Origin of the sequence: Acinetobacter sp. BEC1-S18-ESBL-01, assembly GCF_014169935.1 — a bacterium.
GTDB classification, from domain to species: Bacteria; Pseudomonadota; Gammaproteobacteria; order Pseudomonadales; family Moraxellaceae; genus Acinetobacter; species Acinetobacter pittii.
Genome location: NZ_AP022302.1, coordinates 1,408,618 through 1,428,721, shown reverse-complemented (window position 1 = coordinate 1,428,721; position 20,104 = coordinate 1,408,618). Strand labels below are relative to the sequence as shown.

The following is a 20,104-nucleotide window of genomic DNA, read 5'->3' as shown; positions in this document are numbered from 1 at the left end:
TTTTTTATATCTAATTAATGATTTTTCTGTTTAGCTAAAAAACGTAATCCCACACCAGGTTCAGTAGCAATATAGCGTGGCTGAATCGCGTTATCTCCCAACTTACTACGTAACTTGCCCACTAAAATACGTAAATAGTGCGTATCTTCCTGATGGGTTGGCCCCCATAGTTCTTTTAAGAGCTGTGGTTGTGTTAAAAGCTGCCCTTGATAGCGCATTAATAACGTCAAAAGTTGAAACTCTTTTCGAGTTAAAGTAATTGGTTGTTGCTCGATCCAAACTAAACGTTGCATGACATCAACCTTGAGATAACCATCGTCATACACATGAGCTTCTTGTTGAATCGGTTGATTTCTTAAAATGACACGTATGCGCGCCAAAAGCTCTTGCACACTAAAAGGCTTGGTCATGTAGTCATTTGCCCCTGCGTCTAGCAAGGCAACTTTTTCATATTCATCAGCACGTACAGATAACACAATAACGGGAACATTCGACCAGCTACGTAATTCTTGCAGCACTTCTTTTCCATCTAAATCAGGTAAGCCTAAGTCTAAAATAACCAAATCAGCCCCTTGGGTTGCCAAAGCCTCTAGACCTTTGTAACCCGTTTCGCAGAGCGTGGTTTTGTATTTTTGAGTTCTTAAAGCAATGTCTAAAAATTTACGGATTTGAGGCTCATCATCAATAATCACAATACGTGTTTCTACAGGTGATGTTTCTGAACTTATCATGAATTTACAACTTATTCTTTTACTGGATGAATGGGTAATTTGATTTGAATTAAAGTACCTTTATTTTGGCGCCCTGAAAATGCTTCTATTGTACCCATATGAGCACCAATAATCGCTTTTACAATTGTTAGCCCTAAACCTGTACCGAATTTTCCACGGTCTCCTCGTTCCATCGTGTAAAACATATCGAAAATGCGGTGTCTTTCGTCTTCAGGAATTCCTGCACCTTTATCTTCAATTTCTATTTTCACCTCATCTTCTGACACAAGATAAGTACGAATCATAACTGGCTCATCTGGAGGTGAAAAGTTTGCAGCATTTTCTAAAACATTAAAAATAGCTTGCTCTACCAGTGCTGGGTGAACATACAAACTAATTGGCTGCTCAGGTAACTGGACTAATACTTGCGTATCTGGTTTATAACGCTTTAAACGGCGGGTTGCCGAACCAATTAACTCATCTACCCCAATCCAGTCTCTTTTTAAAGTTAGACCTTCGTGACCTAAGCGTGTCATATCAAGTAAGTTTTGAATGTAACGGTCTAAACGCTCACCTTCTAAATGGATGGTTTCGAGTAAATCTTGTTGGTCTTGTTCTGACATATCAGCTTTAAAATTAGCAAGCGTGTCTGCTGCGCCAATGATAGAAGCAAGTGGCGAACGTAAATCATGCGATACCGAAGATAATAAAGCAGAACGTAAGCGCTCTGTTTCACTGGTGACTTTTGCTTGTTCAAGCTCATTGACCAATTGGGTTCGAAGTACTGCCTGTGCAATGTACTCAATTACACTTTCAGTCAATTTTTTTTGCTCAAAATTTAAGGAAACCACTTCATCCTTAAAGTAAATTCCCACAATACCTAGGCTATTTTTTTGTTCTAAAAGAGGTAAAAACCACCAGCTTGATTGACTCAGCGTATCAGTAAAACGCCCACATGGCTGCTTGTGTTTCAAACACCATTCTGCGGCTACTTTTTCTTTATCATTTAGCTCAATATCAGATGAAATTACCTTATCTCGAATAGAAATCCACACTTTAGTTTGAAGTTGTGTTTCTAAAGTCATACGTCCTGTTTGCATGACTTCTTCAAGATTTACTGCACTAGAAAGCTTACGTGCCAAGTCTTGCATTACCCTAGTGTAGGCATTGGCAGCTTTTAAAGATAAAACTTGCTGGCGTAACTGAGAAGCCAAACGCCCGGCAATTAAAGCTGCTGCAAAAAAAGCCACAACGGTGACTACCCCTTGGTGTGCTGAAATCTGAAAGGTATAACGCGGGGCAATAAAGAAAAAATTATAGGCTAAGAAACAAATAAGAGCAGCCACTACTGCAGCTAACATTCGGGTTTTCGTTGCAACAATTAAAACAGAAATAATAAAAATGACAGAGAAGTCTTCAATACCAAATAGAACTTCGGCGAAGTGAGCTAGAAAAATGCTACCGCACGTCACAGCTAAAACAAAAACACTTTCTTTTAATGATAAAAATGAAGGCTTTTTGAGCTGATTAATCTTTTTAGTACCCTGTTCTGGGTGCAAAATGGTTAAAGCAATTGAGTTTTCTTGATTTAATAATTGCTGAGCTAAATTTTTCTTAAATAACTTTAACCACCACGGTGAAATACTTTTACCAATGACAAGATTGGAAATACCTCGATCAACGGCGGCATCCATTAACACTGATGCAACTCGCGGCCCATATAAAACTTCAGTTCGACCACCTAGTTGTCGAGCCAACTCAAACGCACGGTCAATCTCGATGTATTCTTTTTTATAAGAACTCACTGAACTCTGCCCAAAGTCCAAACTTCTAGCAACATTTACTACAGTCCATGTAGCCCCATTACGTTCTGCTAAGCGGCAGCCTGCTCGCACTAAATATTCAGAAGAGCCTTGCCCATCTATCGCAATCATCAATTCATTTTGTAACGATATAGATTTCAAACCCTTTGAGGCATAACTCTCTTTTAAGTCTGAATCGACATGCTCAGCAACGCATTGCATTGCCAGTTCACGTAATGCCGTTAAATTTGAAATGCTAAAAAAGCCTTGTAATGCCAGATTTGCTTGCTCTGGTACATAGACTTTTCCTTGATGGAGCCTTTCAATGAGTTCACTGACGGGTAAATCAATTAAGCGAATATCTCGAATACGGTCAAATACCCGATCTGGTACTGTTTCATTTACTCGAATGCCTGTAATTTGATAGACCACATCATTTAGGCTTTCTAAATGTTGAATATTTATAGTGGTAAATACATCAATACCAGCGTCTAGCAACTCATTAACATCTTGCCACCGTCGTTCATGACGACTATTTGGGACGTTGCGATGAGCCAATTCATCAACCAAAACGATTTGCGGATGCCTAAGTAAAATAGCATCCAAGTCCATTTCTTCTAAAATATGCCCCTGATATTGCATTTCTTTTCTAGCAATCTGAGGCAACCCTTCCAAAATTTTTAGAGTTTCGATTCTTCCATGGGTTTCAACAATACCAACAACAACATCTGTGCCCTGTTGAAATAATTCTTTGGCGCGGGCAAGCATGGCATAAGTTTTTCCTACACCAGGTGCCGCACCAAGAAAGACCGTTAGTCGACCGGCTTGATATCTGTTGACATGATTTAATAAGGCCTCAGCCTGATTTTCGCGATTGCTTTGCACTTGATATCATCCGGTAAACTAACAACTTTATTTTTAAGTTAATGTGTAGATTGTAATTGATCTAAAGCAATATTGAGCTGTAATACATTAACACGAGCTTGCCCTAGTACACCAAACTGCTTCGGTTCAACATACTTTTGCAAAAGCTCTTCCACAACCTTAGGGTCTACATGACGAGCTTGAGCCACTCGAGCAACCTGTAACTGAGCAGATTCAGGACTAATATGCGGATCAATACCACTACCAGATTTAGTCACCAAATCACTTGGTATAGGTGTATTGCCCGTGTGGTCTTGTTTTTTTACCGCAAGAATCTGAGCATCAATTTGTTGCTGTAGCTCAGGATTAGTACGCGCTAAGTTTGTACCTGCCATCGCCATCGGGTCATAAGCGACTGCTGAAGGACGTGGATGAAAATAAGCCTCTCCAACAAATGGCTGAGCAACTAATTTTGACCCTAAAACTTTATGATCTATTTCAATCAAACTACCATTTGCTTGATTGTTGAATAACACCTGTCCCGCACCTGTAGCAATTGCACTATAAGCAGCGCCACAGCCAACTAAGGTAAAAATTAATAATCCCAAAGATGCTCTTAAGGTCTGACCCAAATTTGCTTCTGAATTTTGTACATAAGTTTTCATTTCAAACTCCAGATTACAAACCAAATAATTGAACAATCACTACATCAATCGCTTTAATGGCAAGGAATGGCAGAACCACACCGCCCACACCATAAATCAACATATTCCGACGTAATAACTGAGTTGCCGTTGAAGGTTTAAATTTCACGCCTCGGAGTGCGATTGGAATTAATAGCGGGATAATAATCGCGTTAAAAATTAATGCAGATAAAATCGCACTGCTTGGACTTGCTAAGTGCATTACATTCAATACTTGCATTTGTGGAATCGCAGCAGCGAACAATGCAGGCAAGATGGCAAAGTATTTAGAGACGTCGTTTGCTAACGAAAATGTTGTTAAAGCACCACGGGTAATCAGCTGCTGTTTCCCAATCTCAACCACAGCAAGTAGTTTGGTCGGGTCAGAGTCTAAATCAACCATGTTGCCGGCTTCTTTTGCAGCTTGTGTACCCGAGTTCATGGCTAAACCAATATCAGCTTGCGCTAATGCTGGCGCATCGTTTGTTCCATCACCGACCATCGCAACTAAACGACCTTGTTGTTGTTCAGTACGAATACAAGCCAATTTGTCTTCTGGTTTTGCTTCGGCAATATAATCATCTACACCAGCTTCAGCAGCAATCGCGGCCGCAGTTAATGGGTTATCACCTGTAACCATAACGGTTTTAATGCCCATTTCTCTTAAACGAGCAAAACGTTCTTTAATGCCGTGTTTAATTACATCTGAGAGTTCAATTACGCCCAATACATGGTGTTGATTTGCGACAACCAATGGTGTTGCCCCTTTTTTGGCAACTTGTTCAACACGCGCTTTTAATTCCAAATCTTGAGAATAATCTTCATCTACAAACTTCAAGATCGCATCTAAAGCACCTTTACGAATTTGATCACCATTCGGTAAATTCACACCAGAAATTCGAGTCGAAGCACTAAAAGAGATAAATTCGGCTTGTTCAGGTTCTTGCTGTTTTAAACCTTGCTCTTTTGCTAACTTAACAATCGACTTCCCTTCTGGTGTTGGGTCAGCAAGTGAACTTACCCAAGCAGCAGCTCTCAACTCAGACTCGGTTACCGAAGTTAAAGGATAAAAAGAAGTCGCTTGACGGTCACCATAAGTAATGGTTCCTGTTTTATCGAGTAAAAGCACATCAATGTCACCCGCAACTTCTACCGCTTTACCTGATTTTGCCAAAACATTGGCTTTGAGTGCACGATTCATCCCCGCAATACCAATCGCAGGTAACAAACCACCAATGGTTGTAGGAATCAAGCAGACCAATAACGCCACGAGCACAACTGGATCAAGTTCAATATGCAAATACTTGGCAATAAATGGCAGGCTAATCACGACAATTAAAAACGTGATTGTCATCACCATTAACAAGAAGCCAAGTGCAATCTCATTCGGAGTTTTCTGGCGATTTGAGCCTTCAACCAAAGCAATCATACGGTCTAAGAAACTTTGACCAGATTCAGCAGTCACTTGCACAACAATACGATCTGTCAGAACTTTGGTTCCACCAATAACACCTGAACGGTCTGTTCCAGCTTCACGTAACACAGGTGCTGACTCACCTGTAACAGCCGATTCATTAATAGTGGCAAAGCCTTCTACAATCTCACCGTCGGCTGGAACAAGCTCACCTGCATGTACTTCAATAAAATCATTTAAATGAAGTTCAGTAGCTGCAACTTGACTGGTTTGACGGTCTGTCAAAGAGTTGAGTCTTCGAGCCGTTAAATTTTCTCTTGCTGCACGTAATGAAGATGCCTGTCCACGACCTCTGGCCTCTGCAACCGCTTCAGCATAATTAGCAAATAAAATGGTAATAAACAGAATTGCTGTAACCGTGAAACCAAATAACAGCGTGGTGTAACCCAAGACTGTACTAAATGCTGTAACCACTGTTCCAAGCCATACAATTGCCATCACAGGGTTTTTAATTGCATGCTGCGGTAGCAGTTTCACAAATGCATTTTTCCAAACTTCAAAATTTGGCACTGCCATGGTTTGTTTATGGCTATTTACATGAGTTTGTGTATTCATTTTCACTCGCCTCCTTAGCCTTTAACCAACAAAAGTTGATCGGCAATAGGCCCAAGGACAAGAACTGGCATAAATTGTAATAAGGTAAGCAACACAATAATCGTAATCAGCGTTAAAGCAAAGGTTGGAGTTTCAACCTGAAGACTACCTGCTGTTTCGGGTGCTTTTCTTTTTGCTGCTAAACGTGTTGCAATCATTAATGGCAAAATTAATGTCGGGAAGCGTCCTAACAGTAGAGCAATACTACAAGTAACATTCCACCATACAGTGTTGTCTCCAAGACCTTCGAAACCTGAACCATTGTTTGCAAATGCAGAAACATATTCGTAGAACACTTGGCTAATACCATGTGGTCCCGGATTACTAATTCCAGATATGCCTGGAACGCTGAGGCTTAATGCGGTGAATGCAAGAATGACTAAAGGTTGAATCAAGATAATAATCGCGAGCAATTTAATTTCTGCTGCTTCAATCTTGCGCCCGAACAATTCAGGGGTACGGCCTGTCATTAAACCTGCAATAAATACGGCAAGTAATAGATAAATCATAAACTGTTGCAGACCACAGCCCACACCACCCCAAATCGCATTAATCAGCATGTTAATGAGTTCGACTAAACCGGTAAGCGGTGCAGAAGAATCATGCATCATATTGACCGAGCCGTTATTTACCTGTGTAGTAAGCGCTGCCCAAACTGCTGATGCTGCTGGTCCAAAACGTTGTTCTTTACCTTCCATTACGGCAAATTGAGATGCTGTCGATGACATACTCTCAGACCAGACAGCCGCTGCACCTGAAATAATCGACATGAAAAGCATGCTACCAAAGACAAAGTAAGCAAACTTTTTACGCTGAGTAAAATGCCCGACCATAAAAATGACTGTGATTGGAATAAGTAAGATCGCAATCATTTCTAGTAAATTAGAAAATGGTGTTGGATTTTCTAAAGGCACAGAACTATTTGGACCATACCAACCGCCACCATTACTACCCAATTGCTTGATCGCTACCATTGGCGCAACTGGCCCTAAAGGAATTTTTTGGGTTTGTACTGTATTGGCTTTATCAATCAGCTGTATTTCTGGCCCGCCTTGGAAAGTTGCTGGTACACCTTGGCTGTTGAGCAATAAAGACCAGACAAAACAGAGCGGAAGCAAGAATCGGACTGTAGGGCGAATTACATCTGCCCAATAGTTACCAATTAAAATTTGATCTGGCTGCTCGGCAACATCAGCCGCAATATGGCTTGGACGCTGATAAAAGAAAGCTCTTAATGTCGCAACAACCAAAGCCAGCCCCATCATTGGAGTAATGACTTGCAGACCCACAATACCTGTCATTTGCGACAAATAAGATAACTGAGCCTGGCCAGAATAATGCTGTTGGTTCGTGTTTGTTAAAAATGAAATAACCGTATGTAACGCTAAATCCCAACTCATATTTGGTGCATGATTTGGGTTTAATGGTAGCCATGCTTGCGTCATAAAAATAGCAAGAATAGCCACAGCAAGAAAAATACAGCTCACAACAAATGCTAAAGAATATTGTTTCCAGTTCATTTGTCGTTGTGGAGATACACCTAACAAGCGGTATACAGGATTTTCAATCCAACGAAATAATCCATCACCCCACATCGGCTGATTTGCCATCACTTTGGATAGATATTTACTGAGGCACCATGCTAGAAAAATAGCAATAAATAAAACAAGTATAAGTTCTAACATAGCTATTCTCCTCTATACCCCTTGGCTTGATTTGCCAAACTGGAAATAAGGAGAGATGAGGAAATATCATTTGTTTTAAGTCCGCATAAGACAATGCCAGACTGATGCAAGATGCGCATTTGAGAATTTATAAGCATCTTTATTGTCCTGAAATAACACTAATTTAGTGAATTTCAGTATCGATAAAATGCCCGTAAATTCTCTATTGAGGAAGTCAAAGCCCGCGTAAAGTTTGCGTAAAATTTAGTTTGAAGGGTATTAAACTTTAAAATTAACGACTGGATAAATCATGCTATCAGCCTTTAAGGTTTCACAATGCCAAAGTTCATATAAAGGAATTTTTACATCGAGTGCCAAAGGTAGCTTTTTAGAATTAAATTGCATATGGTCCAGATCACTTCCCCATGCAATCAAATCTACATCTAAAGAAATATGATGCGATGGACGAACACGCCCCGAATCTGACTCAAGTTTCTTTAGAAAAGATTCAATTTGTTCACACGATAAATTGCTTTTTAATAGACATGCCGAATTCCAATAATCATCTCCAATACCATCTCGGCATGGAATTTGATAAACAGATGAAAACTGCACTTTCCCCAAAGTTGCCAATTGCGTATAAGCAAAAGTAAAGTGCTGATCTGCGTCTAAATTACTCGCTAGGGCGAGCGCAAAAATTGTTTCTGGTGCGTTCAAGACGAATTCCTACAGCATTTGCTTCTGCAATGATGGCTGGCTTACGGATGGTTATGGTAATTTTTTCAATTGATGGAAAGGTTTCAAACAAACATTGTAAAACCAAATGTGCTGCATGCTCGATTAATTCAGGTTTGGCTTGTTGAATAGTTTGAGCCGATAACTCACAAATCTGCGCATAGTTGAGAGTGTCCTCAAGCTTGTCAGACTCTGCTGCTCGGCTCAAATCATTATGGATGGTTAAATCCAACATTAAAGGTTGAATGATTTGTCTTTCCCAGTTGAAACAGCCAATCACTGTCTCAACTTTCAAGCCTTCAATAATAATGGCATCCATAAATTTAAACTGACCTTAGTGCTTTAATAACGAAGCAGGTTCCATATTTTGAACCATTTTCAAACGCTGGTCTGCATAAATATCAGTATATGGTGCGAGTACGCGCATAAAACGATCGAAATAAAGCATTTGCTTAAATAATAAAGCAAAATCACGTGGGAATTTAATACCGTGGCGTTCGCCTACACCTACCATATCCATCATAATGTCATTTAAATCGGCTGGATTTGAAGACAATATCTGTTGCGGATCGGCCATTAATACGCCATTAAACAAACGCTCTAGATCTTGAGCCAACACCTGAACGTCAATTTTGTTATGGGTCATACCCATTTTCAGCATATTTTCAGCCATTGCCTGATAATCAGTTTTTTGTAAGGCATCCATAAATGCAATACATGCAGTCCAAACTTCAGGTTTTAACTGACCGACGATACCAAAATCAATAAAACCAATACGCCCATCTTCAAGCAACATTAGGTTCCCAGCATGTAAGTCGGCATGGAAACTCTTACATAGCATGAGACTACCAAACCATGTATTCATGGCAGTAATCAATACTTGCGATGGATCTTTAGCATATTGTTTTACAACACTAAAGTCTGTCAAAGACACACCGTATAAACGTTGCATAGTTAAGACACGGCGTGTAGAAAACTGATGATAAACTTTAGGCGCTGTCGCTGCTTTATTTTGTGAAATATTAAGATATTCCACAAAATCATCTAGGTTTTGTGCTTCTTCAATGAAATCGACTTCACGGACCATACGGCTTTTAATTTCATCTACAATTTCAGAAAGAGCTGCGAATTTGATCTTTGGTACAGCACGTTCGAGCAGCTTGGCAGCCCAATGTACTACACTTAAGTCTGTATATAAAATGGTTTCAACACCAGGCTTTTGTACTTTGATAACGACATCTTCACCTGTGGTCAGCTTAGCTGCATGAACCTGAGCAATTGACGCAGAAGCTAATGGCTTTTCATCGATATAGCTAAAAATCTGGCTTAAATCGCGCCCTTCAAATTCAGATGCAAGCACACCTTGAATATAACTAAATGGTAGTGTTGGTGTCTGGTCTAAACAACCTTGAAATTCTTCTACATATTCACGTGGGAAAAGCGATGGCGTACTCGCAATAAACTGACCAAGCTTAATATAAGTTGAACCAAGTGACTCAAAAGTCTCTCGCATGAGTTTGGCATTACTTGGTTTTTCAGTTGCGTATTTAATTCCAGCTTTGGCCGCAACCACTGCTGTTTCACCAATGCGGGCGACTGAACGCAGCCCATCAAACAAAATATTTTTTTTCATATTTCTTCAAAACCAAATCATTCAGGTTGAGTGTAGCAAATTTTGTTTAATTTACTGATTAGCTTGCCTGACAAAGTGGGCAATTTACATCTTTATCAAAACTAACAATACGTTGTGTCATATTTAAACCATCCCACAATAATAGTTTCTGCTTTAAAGGTACACGATTTAGACCTAAATACAGCAAAGTGTGATGTGCTTGTAATGACGCTATCATTACAGGAGTAGTTGCAAGTACCCCTGACTCTGCACAGCGCAGCCCTTCATTGCTATGCTGTTCTTTCGGAAAAAGGCACTCATAACAAGCTGAATCTCCTTCAACCATGAACATTTGCGCCTGAAAACCAATTGCTGAAGCGCTAATTAATGCGACTTGATGTTTCTTACAAGCTGCGTTTACCAAATAGCGAGTTGTAAAATTATCACAGCCATCTAAAACCACATCTTGGTGTTCAACAAGTCTATCAATGTTATGTTCGTCTAAACGTTCGTTATAGTATTCAACACAGATATAAGGGTTAATTTTCTGTAAACGTTTAGCCAAAATTTCTGCTTTGTAACGACCAATATCTTCATGACCAAATGCGATTTGTCGTTGTAAATTACTTATCTCGATCGTATCTGCATCAATCAGTGTAATTTTCCCAACCCCGGCTCGCGCTAGTAGTTCTGCACTGCTACAGCCTATTCCACCAGCACCGACAATCAGTACATTAGCAAGTTTGAGTTTTTCCTGAGCTTCAATATCCCATCCATCAAGTAAAATCTGACGGCTATAGAGATGCATTTCTTCATCACTTAACTCTACAAAATCGATATCTTGAAGCTCGGTCACACGTTAATCCTTTCACTTAGAAGCGAAATGATTTTATGACTAAGTTCGTTATTATGAAAGCTATAAAATAGAAACAACTTTTTTATTCTAATAAAGCTTATTTACCAACATTGCATCTATCAAGCTTTCTGCAACAATAGAAATATCTATTTTCTTTATTACTTAGGCTAAATATGACGCAATCATATATTGCACCTGTAGAGTTAGAAAAAGCTTATCGTTTATTAAATCATGGCCCAACTGTGCTTGTTTCTGCACAACATGGTGATGACCGCAATGTGATGGCTGCCGCTTGGGCATGTGCCTTAGAATTCAAGCCAGCCAAAGTGTCAGTTGTTCTCGACAAAAGCACTAAAACACGACAGCTCGTTGAGCAAAGTGGTTATTTCACCTTACAAGTTCCTTGCTATGCACAGCTCGATCTAACTCATCAACTTGGAACCATTAGTAAGTTGGATGATCCAGAAAAACTTGAGCATTGCGGTGTTGAGCTATTCTATCAAGAAGAACTTCCTAGCCCACTTGTATCAGGTTGCATCGCATGGCTTGTATGTAAACTTATTCCAGAACCCCATAACCAATCAGCTCATGATTTATTTATTGGTTCTGTTGTAGGTGCATGGGCAGATAGCCGCGTTTTTAGAGATGGGCACTGGCACTTTCAAGATGCGCCGAAAGAACTTCGTAGCCTGCACTATATTGCAGGTGGAACTTTTTATTTGATTGGTGAGGAAGTCAAAGCTCAAATTTAATCATTAAAAAGCGAGTTTCATTTAATTGCAAAAAACCGCATAACAATTGCGGTTTTTTTGCAGTCAGTGACTCTTTTTTTAAAATCTAATACTTAAACTTCAGCCACTTCACGGGCAATCACCAAGCGTTGAATATCAGAAGCACCTTCATAAATTTGGCTTACACGAACATCACGATAAATTCTCTCTACAGGGAAGTCACTCACATAGCCATAACCACCATGAATCTGGATTGCATCCGAACATACTCGCTCAGCCATAGTAGACGCAAATAGCTTTGCCATTGAGGCTTCTTTTAAACAAGGCAGCCCAGCATCTTTTAAAGTTGCAGCATGCAAAACCAACTGATGCGCAGCTTCAATCTGGGTCGCCATATCGGCTAAACGGAAACCAACCGCCTGATGCTGAACTAATTCGACTCCAAAAGCTTTACGCTCATTTGCATATTGCACCGCTGCATCAAAAGCCGCTCTTGCCATACCTACCGATTGAGCTGCAATACCAATACGTCCAGCTGCCAAATTAGATAATGCAATTTTATAACCTTCACCCTCTTGCCCCACCAAATTTTCTAAAGGAATTCGGCAGTCCTCAAAAGTAATAGTGGCTGTATCTGAAGCATGTTGGCCCATTTTATCTTCAATACGAGTCACCAAGTAACCTTGTGTATTGGTAGGTACAAGAAAACACGAAATCCCTTTTTTACCAGCTTGTTTATCTGTGATCGCAAACACCAAAGCCACTTGGGCATTTTTACCACTGGTAATAAATTGTTTGACGCCATTGAGCACCCAATGGTCGCCATCGCGTTCAGCTTTACATAAAATCGCACTTGCATCAGAACCTACATGTGGTTCAGTTAAACAAAAGCATCCTAGCCATTCGCCAGAGGCAAATTTTGGCAAATAGGTTTGTTTTTGCTGATCCGAACCGTACGCCAGTGTAATGCCGCAAATCAAGGAATTTTGAACACTGACGATGGTGGAAATAGCACCGTCGCCTGCGGCAATTTCCTCAATTGCAAGCACTAAGGATACATAGTCCATTCCCGCACCACCCCATTCATCGGGCACGGTCATCCCCATAGCACCTAGTGCACCTAAATCTTTTAATTCCTGAGCAGGAAATTCATGGGTTTTATCGCGATGTGCGGCTGTTGGTTTTAACTGATTTTGCGCATAGTTACGCATCATCTCCTGAACCATGCTTTGTTCAGCATTTAGAATCATTTCAATATCCTTATTTTTATTATTTTGCTGCCATGCGAATTGCACCATCTAAACGGATAACTTCACCATTTAAGTAAGAGTTTTCAGCAATATGTGCCACCAAACGAGCAAATTCTTCTGGCTTTCCTAAACGCGATGGATACGGCACCATTTGCCCCAAAGCATCTTGTACATTTTGTGGCATACCCTTAAGCATTGGGGTTTCCATAATTCCCGGTGCAATGGTCATAATACGAATGGCATGTCGCGCAAGTTCACGAGCAATCGGCAATGTCATCGCCACAATAGCGCCTTTAGATGCTGAATACGCAGCCTGACCAATTTGACCATCAAATGCAGCAACAGAAGCAGTGTTTACAATCACTCCACGGTCCTCTTCACCTGCTTCAAGTGTATTTTTACTCATTGCATCTGCTGCAAAACGCAGCATGTTAAATGTACCTGTGACGTTAATATTTAAAGTCTTTGCAAATAATCCCAAGTCATGAACACCCTCACGGCCAACTACTTTTGCAGAAGGGCCAATACCTGCACAGTTCACCAAACCATGTAAATGACTATGTTTTGTCAAAACATCCTTAAAGAACTGTTCAGCAGCAGCTTCATCGGTCACATCAAGTTTTACAAAGTCAGCTTTTGGCCCCAACTGTTTTGCTTGTTGCTCGCCTGCTTCTACATTCATGTCTACCAAGGTAACTGAAGCACCTTGCTGGACTAAATACTCAGCTGTTGCAGCACCCAAACCAGAGCCACCACCTGTAATTACGAAATGTTTCCCTTGAATTTTCATTATGTAATGTCCTATAGAAATGTTCTTTAAACTTAGTAGTGAGAGTAAAAGTTGTTGTTTTCCGATACAATTTCAAAAAGCCTCAAAATGTTTTCAGCTTTTGATCAATCCAAATTTTAAATATGCAGTATTTCACTTGAAATATATGAAGAAAATATGAGTCTTTGACATGGTTGTCCAATCTTCTTTAAGTAAAGGCACAATTTCGATTGCACTAGTACATGAAGCACTGAGTGCGGCTTATGCCAAAGGCATAAATACACAAATAATTCTAAATAAAGCAGGCATCCCCGCTGAATTACTGATGTCGCCAAAGGCACGTGTGCCTGTTACAACCTATGCCCAATTGTGGATAGAGCTTGCCAATGCCATGAACGATGAGTTTTTTGGGATGGATAGCCACCCCATGCGTCGTGGAAGCTATAAATTACTGACTAAACTCGTCAGTACGGCTGAAACTTTAGAAAAAGCACTCTATGATATTTTGAAGTTTTTTAACTTTATTCTAGATGACATGCATGGAGAACTCATTCGAGAGCAAGACAAAGCTTATTTAGTGATTCATGATCATGAACAACCTAAACGTATGTTTACCTACGCAACCTTTTTAATATTAGTACACGGACTTATGTGCTGGTTGGTAGACCAGCGAATTGGTTTAAATACTATTATGGTACGTTGTGCTAAACCGAACGATATTCAGGACTATTTAGTTCGTTTTGGTGAAGATATTCAATTTAATGCTGAGATAAATCGAGTTGAGTTCGATGCCCACTATTTAGATATTAAAATTAAGAAAGATAAAAAAGCGCTTTATGATTTTTTAGAGCAAACTCCGCAAAATCTTTTAGTTCGCTTTAAAAATGAAAATGCCCTGAGTGTACTTATTCGTCGCCATTTATTGAAACTCCACCCTGCACAATGGCCCGAACTTAAAGATGTAGCTCACCAACTCAATATTTCAGAAGCCACCGTTCAACGTAGACTGAAACATGAAGGTGTAAGCTATCAACAAATTAAAAATGAAATCCGCTGTGATATTGCTGTTCAACGCTTAAGCAAAACGAATGACTCAATTCAAGATATTAGTGAAGATTTAAGCTTCCATGACCCAAGTGCCTTTCACCGTGCTTTTAAAAAATGGACTGGCGTCAGCCCAGGTGCATATCGAGATAATTTAACTGGACACAAGCAATAACATATACATCGAATGAAGCTTAAGGCGTTAGAGTTTAAGCTTATGATATTTATGTATTTTAAATTCAATATTTCAGATAAATGCATTATTTAAAATTTGATAATAGTCATAAAAACAGTGATTTATAATTTTATTCAAACTTTTATCTTTCAAACTGATTTATAAATCAAAATAACTAAGTTCATAAGCCTCTAAACACGTGAAAGGATGATCTCCTATTTCATTTCGGTTTTATTTTTATCATGTCTTTAAAATCAAAATTTTCTCTACCAAAGACTTTGTTGGCATCAACATTGGGGTTTGTATTTGCTTCATCTGCTTTTGCAGCAATTCCGACTACACTTAAACTTGATTATGCTTACTATGCACCAACCAGTTTAATCGTTAAAGATCAAAAACTTCTCGAAAAAGCACTGCCAAATACCCAAATTAAATGGGTTTTTAGTCAAGGTAGTAACCGCTCATTAGAATATCTCAACAGTAACAGCATCGATTTTGCTTCTACCGCTGGATTAGCTGCTGTATTAAGTCGAGCGAATGGTAGTCCAATTAAAACGGTTTATGTACAAAGCCAACCGGAATGGACCGCGCTTGTTGTCGCAAAAAATTCACCAATTAAAAGCCTAAAAGATTTAAAAGGTAAAAAAATTGCAGCTACCAAAGGAACCGATCCTTTCTTATTTACACTACAAGCACTAGATACAGTCGGTTTGAGTAAACGTGATGTACAACTGGTTCATCTACAACACCCAGATGGAAAAACTGCATTAGAGCGTGGCCAAGTAGATGCTTGGGCTGGACTTGATCCATTAATGGCTTCAGCTCAAATTCAATCGGGTGCAAAATTGCTTTATCGTAATGTTGGATTTAATAGCTATAGCGTACTGAGCGTTAAAGAAGATTTTGCAAAGCAAAGCCCTGAAGCGGTAGAAGCCGTTATTAAAGCCTACGAACAAGCCCGAAAATGGGCAAAAGCCAATCCAGATAAAGTGGCAGCACTTTTAGCTCAAGAATCAAAACTTCCTCTACCTGTGGCTAAACTACAACTGAGCCGAACCAACTTCGATCAAAGCATTCCATCAGCAACTCAAGCACAAGCGCTAAAACGTTCTGGGAAAATTTTGACTGAAGAGGATTTGGTTAGAAAAGGTACCAACGTCAATCAAGTGGTTGATCAGTTGCTAGACCCACGTTTTGCTCAAAAAGTCGTGAAATAGTATATGAGTGATTCACTTAACAAAGCTGAGCTAAATCACTTCTTAGCTCAGCAGGCTTCAAAATCTCAGAAAAAGCATCTAAACCATAAATTTACACGGTGGTTTAAAGCGCTACTCATTCCACTTATCTTTTTAACGGCTTGTGAGTTTTTAGTCAGAAAAGGCTATATCGATGCTTATCTACTCCCTGCACCGTCTAGTTTATGGCAATCTTTTTCAGATTTAGCTCATAGCGACCTATTTGCCCATATTTATATTAGTACATGGCGTGTTCTGTTGGGCTTTATTATAGGAAGCGGTTTAGGTTTAATTTTTGCGATTTGGGTTGGATTAAGTAAAGAAGCAGAAGCATATTTAGAACCAACTTTTTCAGCAATTAAATCGATCCCAAGTCTTGCTTGGATTCCACTGTTATTGCTTTGGTTAGGGATTGATGAAGGGTCTAAAATTACATTGATTGCAATCGGAGCATTCTTTCCAACCTATACCAATACAGTTGCAGCAATTCATAATGTAGATAAAAAGCTCATTGAAGTTGGAAAAGTTTATCGGCTTAATGCTTTTCAGCGGATTATATCTATTATTTTACCGGCAGCCTCTCCCGGCATTTTAACGGGTTTACGTAACAGCTTAAGCTTATCGTGGATGTTTATGATTGCAGCTGAACTGATTGCGGCCACACAAGGGATTGGCTATTTACTCAGTGATGGCCGAGAAACGTCTCGACCTGATATTGTTATCATTGCAATTATTTTATTGGCGCTATTGGGTAAAGTAACCGATACCTTAATGAAACTTATCGAAAACTGGTTTTTACGTTGGCGTGATACGCTACAAAAATAACTTTAAATCCAGCATGCCAAAGTGACTCGATCATTTTGGCCATAGTCTTGAATGGTTCTAATCTCACTAAAACCATGCTCCACAAATATATTTCGAACAGCTTGGCCCTGATCATAGCCATGCTCTAGTGCAATCCAGCCTTGTGGTTTTAACCAGTTTTTACCTTGAGCAATAATAATTTCAATATCAGCCAGTCCCTGATGATCTGCAACCAATGCACGGCGTGGTTCTGTAGCCAAAGCTTGCATGTGTTCATCTTCAGGGTCAATGTACGGCGGATTAGAAACAATTAAATCAAACTTTTGTGGTTCAAGTGCGTCAAACCAAGCGCCACAAGCAAATTTCACACGTTGTAAATCATGTGTTTTTGCGTTTTCTTTAGCAACTTCTAAAGTAGGCGCATAAATATCAGTTGCGGTTACTTGCCAATCTGGACGTTCACTCGCTAATGCAAGTGCAATTGCACCTGTCCCCGTTCCTAAATCAACAATTTTTGCAATATTTGGCAAATTTAGATTTAAAACTGTTTCAACTAAAACTTCAGTATCTGGACGTGGGACTAAAGTATCAGACGTTACTTTTAAATCGAGCGTCCAAAATGGCTGTGAACCCGTCACATAAGCTAAAGGCTCACCATTTTGGATACGTTCAAGACCAGCCAAGTAATCTTGCTCTTGTTGGGCTGTTAACTCTTGCTCAAGTCTAAACTTCAATTCAAGCGAATTGATTTTTAGAAAATGCTCAAGTAACCAAGCATTTTCTTGTCGTTCATAACTATCAGGCTTACCACGAATTGCAAGCGCTTGAGCAATATTCATTAGCCGCCATTTTCCTGTGCAAGCATCGCAAGCTGATCTGCCTGATATTCACGATGTAAGCTATCAAGTAGTTCAGTTAAATCACCTTCCATAATCGCGTCTAACTTATATAAAGTTAGGTTAATACGATGGTCCGTCATACGACCTTGTGGGTAGTTATAAGTACGGATACGTTCAGAACGGTCACCAGAACCAACCAAATCACGGCGCATTTCAGAAGTTGCGGCATCTGCTGCCGCACGTTTAGCATTTTCTAAACGCGATACTAACAATGCCATCGCCTTAGCTTTGTTTTTATGCTGTGAACGTTCTTCTTGGCACTCAACGACTGTACCAGTTGGAATGTGAGTAATACGCACCGCTGAATCGGTTTTGTTAATGTGCTGACCACCCGCACCTGATGCACGGTAAGTATCAATACGTAAATCTGCAGGATTAATTTCAACGTTAGTATCAACATCAATTTCAGGCAAGATCGCAACTGTACAAGCTGATGTATGCACACGACCTTGTGATTCAGTTGCTGGCACACGTTGTACACGGTGAGCACCACTTTCAAACTTTAAGCGACCATAAACGCCATCACCATCTACACGGCAAATAACTTCTTTAAAGCCACCATGCTCGCCTTCATTTTCAGAAAGGACTTCAATACGCCAGCCTTGTGTCTCGGCATATTTGCTGTACATACGGAACAAATCACCAGAGAAAATCGCAGCTTCATCACCACCTGTTCCAGCACGGATTTCTAAATAAGCCGCATTAGAATCATTTGGATCTTTTGGAATCATCAAAATGTTGAGCTGGCTTTCTAATTCTTCAAGCAATGTTTTATTGGCTTGAATTTCTTCTTCTGCCATATCTTTAAAGTCTGGGTCAGACTTCATCATTTCAGCAGTTTCAATATCTTCTTCTGCTTGACGGTATTTGCCCCAAACTTCGGTAATTTCAGATAAATCACTATGTTCACGAGACAATTTACGGAAACGTTTGTTATCGGAGATCACTTCAGCATCTGCAAGCAATGCAGTAAGTTCTTCATGTCGATCACAGAGTTGATCAAGTCGTAAACGGAGTGACGCTTTCATAAGAGGAAATATCTCAAAAGTCCAAAAAGCTTATCGAACGCTATGTAAGTATAGAAGATAAGCAAAATCGTAAAAATAGCGCATAGTTTACAGATTATGCTGCTTAAATGACATATATAATCAGCCAATTCATCAACTTTCCCAATAAGTAGAGGCGTATAAATATAATGATTTCGAATAAGATTTATTACTTGCCTATAATTTGGCTGTTCTGTAGAAAATAATAAGTTATATTTTCCCTCTATATGACAATAGAGGCTTTGTTTAAAAAACCTCTTTGCCAGCCTACTTATTTTAATTTTTCTAATAAGGTTTTGCCCACCAAAACAGCCGACGCTGGATTTTGTCCTGTAATAAGTTCACGGTCTACCACTACATTTGGAGTCCATGTAGTGGTATTGCTTTGATACTCAGCGCCAAGTGACTGTAAAGCCGTTTGCGGATAAAACTTCATTTCTCCACCTTTTAATAAAGCTTTAGCCTGCTCTTCCTCCTGATTACTAATCACCGTCATTCGATAATTTTTATAAATCCATGAACCGGTTTTTACTGGTTTGCCTTGTTCGAGTTGACCAACCACTTCCGAGGCATTAGGTAAAGTAGACATTAATGCAATAGGACCATGACAAACCAACGCAGTAGGTTTACCAGCTTTATGGAAAGCTGTAAGTACTTTTCCAAGTTGTTTATCTTTTAATAGATCTTGCATAGGTGCATGCCCACCTGGAATATAAATAGCATCAAACTGACCCACACCAATTTGCTCAATACGAGAAAGGCTCACAACTGGAGAATCTTGAGCAGATGTTAATTTTAGATCATGCAATAAATTTGCATATTGCTTTAATGCTTTTTCATCTTGGTTAAAATACATCGCATTATTCGATGATTCATCTAAGGTTGGAGCTTTCCCTTTTGGTGTAGCGAAAGTTACTGTATGGCCTGCATCTAAAAGCATTTTTGTAGGTTGCATCAATTCATTTAAATAAAAACCAGTTTTAAAAATATGGCCTTTTTTCAGCTCTAATTGGGCTTCATCAGACAACACAACTAACACATGAGCAGCATTTGCACTGAATGCTGCTGAAGCAGTAACTACTGCAAGCATTATTTTATTTAGAGATTTCATCATTCGACCTTCATTCCAACCATTTACTGGATTTATATTTTGGATG

18 protein-coding genes are annotated in these 20,104 nt (G+C 39.6%); 4 read left to right on the top strand and 14 right to left on the bottom strand.

Annotated features, from left to right (window positions below; genetic code table 11):
- Positions 1–14 precede the first annotated feature (14 nt).
- From H7R46_RS06650 to H7R46_RS06610, 9 genes are all read right to left on the bottom strand, one after another.
- Positions 15–731, bottom strand: a complete 717-nt coding sequence (locus H7R46_RS06650; RefSeq protein ID WP_000625746.1) for a response regulator — start codon at positions 729–731, stop codon at positions 15–17.
- An 11-nt stretch (positions 732–742) separates the two neighbouring features.
- On the bottom strand, positions 743–3,397 hold the full coding sequence (locus tag H7R46_RS06645) for a sensor histidine kinase (RefSeq protein WP_005068545.1): 2,655 nt from the start codon (positions 3,395–3,397) through the stop codon (positions 743–745).
- 38 nt (positions 3,398–3,435) lie between these two features.
- Complete coding sequence (gene kdpC / locus H7R46_RS06640; RefSeq protein WP_032012641.1) at positions 3,436–4,041, bottom strand: potassium-transporting ATPase subunit KdpC; 606 nt, start codon at positions 4,039–4,041, stop codon at positions 3,436–3,438.
- A 13-nt stretch (positions 4,042–4,054) separates the two neighbouring features.
- Positions 4,055–6,094, bottom strand: a complete 2,040-nt coding sequence (gene kdpB / locus H7R46_RS06635) for a potassium-transporting ATPase subunit KdpB (protein WP_080631076.1) — start codon at positions 6,092–6,094, stop codon at positions 4,055–4,057.
- An 8-nt stretch (positions 6,095–6,102) separates the two neighbouring features.
- The gene (gene kdpA, locus H7R46_RS06630) at positions 6,103–7,812 is read right to left on the bottom strand and encodes a potassium-transporting ATPase subunit KdpA (protein WP_005068537.1); all 1,710 of its coding nucleotides are present in this window, start codon (positions 7,810–7,812) and stop codon (positions 6,103–6,105) included.
- Between the two features lie 258 nt (positions 7,813–8,070).
- The gene (locus tag H7R46_RS06625; protein ID WP_000993399.1) at positions 8,071–8,508 is read right to left on the bottom strand and encodes a 2-amino-4-hydroxy-6-hydroxymethyldihydropteridine diphosphokinase; all 438 of its coding nucleotides are present in this window, start codon (positions 8,506–8,508) and stop codon (positions 8,071–8,073) included.
- A complete protein-coding gene (gene folB / locus H7R46_RS06620) occupies positions 8,465–8,845 on the bottom strand; it encodes a dihydroneopterin aldolase (protein WP_000338783.1) in 381 nt (126 codons plus the stop codon). The genes H7R46_RS06625 and folB overlap by 44 nt, the downstream gene beginning before the upstream one ends.
- A gap of 15 nt (positions 8,846–8,860) precedes the next feature.
- The gene (locus tag H7R46_RS06615) at positions 8,861–10,159 is read right to left on the bottom strand and encodes an ABC1 kinase family protein (protein ID WP_002119658.1); all 1,299 of its coding nucleotides are present in this window, start codon (positions 10,157–10,159) and stop codon (positions 8,861–8,863) included.
- 58 nt (positions 10,160–10,217) lie between these two features.
- Positions 10,218–10,994: a HesA/MoeB/ThiF family protein gene (locus H7R46_RS06610; protein ID WP_002119624.1), complete on the bottom strand. Its 777-nt coding sequence runs from the start codon at positions 10,992–10,994 to the stop codon at positions 10,218–10,220.
- Between the two features lie 173 nt (positions 10,995–11,167).
- Between H7R46_RS06610 and H7R46_RS06605 the strand changes: the two genes are divergently transcribed.
- Entirely contained in the window at positions 11,168–11,746 is a 579-nt protein-coding gene (locus tag H7R46_RS06605; protein WP_005068532.1) for a flavin reductase family protein, read from the top strand.
- A 92-nt stretch (positions 11,747–11,838) separates the two neighbouring features.
- Here H7R46_RS06605 and H7R46_RS06600 read toward each other — a convergent pair whose 3' ends face one another.
- Both H7R46_RS06600 and H7R46_RS06595 read right to left on the bottom strand, forming a co-directional pair.
- Entirely contained in the window at positions 11,839–12,975 is a 1,137-nt protein-coding gene (locus tag H7R46_RS06600) for an acyl-CoA dehydrogenase family protein (RefSeq protein WP_005068530.1), read from the bottom strand.
- 19 nt (positions 12,976–12,994) lie between these two features.
- Positions 12,995–13,765, bottom strand: coding sequence for a 3-hydroxyacyl-CoA dehydrogenase (locus H7R46_RS06595; protein WP_005068527.1), 771 nt, complete (start codon positions 13,763–13,765; stop codon positions 12,995–12,997).
- A gap of 169 nt (positions 13,766–13,934) precedes the next feature.
- On the opposite strand from H7R46_RS06595, the gene H7R46_RS06590 reads away from it, so the two are divergent.
- The 3 genes from H7R46_RS06590 (at position 13,935) to H7R46_RS06580 (ending at position 17,023) form a co-directional block, all read left to right on the top strand.
- Complete coding sequence (locus H7R46_RS06590) at positions 13,935–14,963, top strand: AraC family transcriptional regulator (protein ID WP_005068525.1); 1,029 nt, start codon at positions 13,935–13,937, stop codon at positions 14,961–14,963.
- Positions 14,964–15,205: 242 nt separating this feature from the next.
- Entirely contained in the window at positions 15,206–16,180 is a 975-nt protein-coding gene (locus H7R46_RS06585) for an aliphatic sulfonate ABC transporter substrate-binding protein (protein ID WP_005068523.1), read from the top strand.
- Positions 16,181–16,183: 3 nt separating this feature from the next.
- A complete protein-coding gene (locus H7R46_RS06580; protein WP_005068522.1) occupies positions 16,184–17,023 on the top strand; it encodes an ABC transporter permease in 840 nt (279 codons plus the stop codon).
- Between the two features lie 2 nt (positions 17,024–17,025).
- On the opposite strand, the gene prmC is transcribed toward H7R46_RS06580, so the two are convergent.
- From prmC to H7R46_RS06565, 3 genes are all read right to left on the bottom strand, one after another.
- Positions 17,026–17,841: a peptide chain release factor N(5)-glutamine methyltransferase gene (prmC, locus tag H7R46_RS06575; RefSeq protein ID WP_005068520.1), complete on the bottom strand. Its 816-nt coding sequence runs from the start codon at positions 17,839–17,841 to the stop codon at positions 17,026–17,028.
- Positions 17,841–18,929 (bottom strand): peptide chain release factor 1, encoded by a 1,089-nt coding sequence (prfA, locus tag H7R46_RS06570; RefSeq protein WP_002119588.1) that lies wholly within the window; start codon positions 18,927–18,929, stop codon positions 17,841–17,843. Before prfA ends, prmC begins: the two co-directional genes overlap by 1 nt.
- Before the next feature lie 289 nt (positions 18,930–19,218).
- Positions 19,219–20,058 carry a type 1 glutamine amidotransferase domain-containing protein gene (locus H7R46_RS06565; RefSeq protein WP_005068517.1) on the bottom strand — a complete coding sequence of 280 codons (840 nt, stop codon included), beginning with the start codon at positions 20,056–20,058 and terminating at the stop codon, positions 19,219–19,221.
- Positions 20,059–20,104: the final 46 nt, after the last annotated feature.